This is a genomic window from Methanobrevibacter oralis (genome assembly GCF_001639275.1).
GTDB lineage: Archaea > Methanobacteriota > Methanobacteria > Methanobacteriales > Methanobacteriaceae > Methanocatella > Methanocatella oralis.
In genome coordinates, this window is record NZ_LWMU01000027.1 from 1 (window position 1) to 622 (window position 622).

Below are 622 nucleotides of genomic sequence, written 5' to 3' on the forward strand. Positions count from 1 at the left end.
TTTTTTAGTTTTACTTTTACAATTCATTACTTTTTATATTACTGTTTTTAATCTTGCCATTTCTTTTAGTTCTTCGTTTTTGAAATTTCTACGTTTTAATGAATCTAGACTAATGAAGAATGTTTTATCTGTTTTTTTATGTTTTTCCATTTTTTGTTGTTTCTTTTTAAATGTTGGATGTTTTTCCACGTATTTATAGTAGAATGAATTTAATAATTCGGTTTTAAACATTAATTCATACGGAATTATATCCTCTATCGTATAGTGTTATTGTTTTTGTTAAGTCCAATTTGTTTTTTGCATCATCTAAATGGTATTAATGCATTTGTTATTTCATTTACATTCTTCGATGTTAAATTTGAGGATATTATGAAGTCCCAATGAGCATCTAACCCCGTGCATGAAATTCTAGCTACAGAAGTATCTTTGTATGTTTGAGTTTTTTCAGGTATTCCAAAATCATCTCTATGTTAATTTCGTATTTGGTATTTCAATAATCGATGAATCAATTGCACATACGTGCAATCCTTTAAATGAAGGCATTTCATCTAATTTTGATCATAAATACTCGAAACTAAATCATCATTCATGTCATATATAAACTTGTGGATCTATGAATTGC

General features: G+C 26.5%; 1 protein-coding gene. It reads right to left on the reverse strand.

Annotated elements, in window-relative coordinates; translation table 11 throughout:
* Positions 1 to 33 precede the first annotated feature (33 nt).
* Complete coding sequence (locus MBORA_RS00640; protein ID WP_063720085.1) at positions 34 to 231, reverse strand: hypothetical protein; 198 nt, start codon at positions 229 to 231, stop codon at positions 34 to 36.
* Positions 232 to 622: the final 391 nt, after the last annotated feature.

Coding starts and splice junctions, on each gene's coding strand:
- MBORA_RS00640 (WP_063720085.1), bottom strand. CDS start 231: ATGTTTAAAACCGAATTATTAAATTCATTCTACTATAAATACGTGGAA.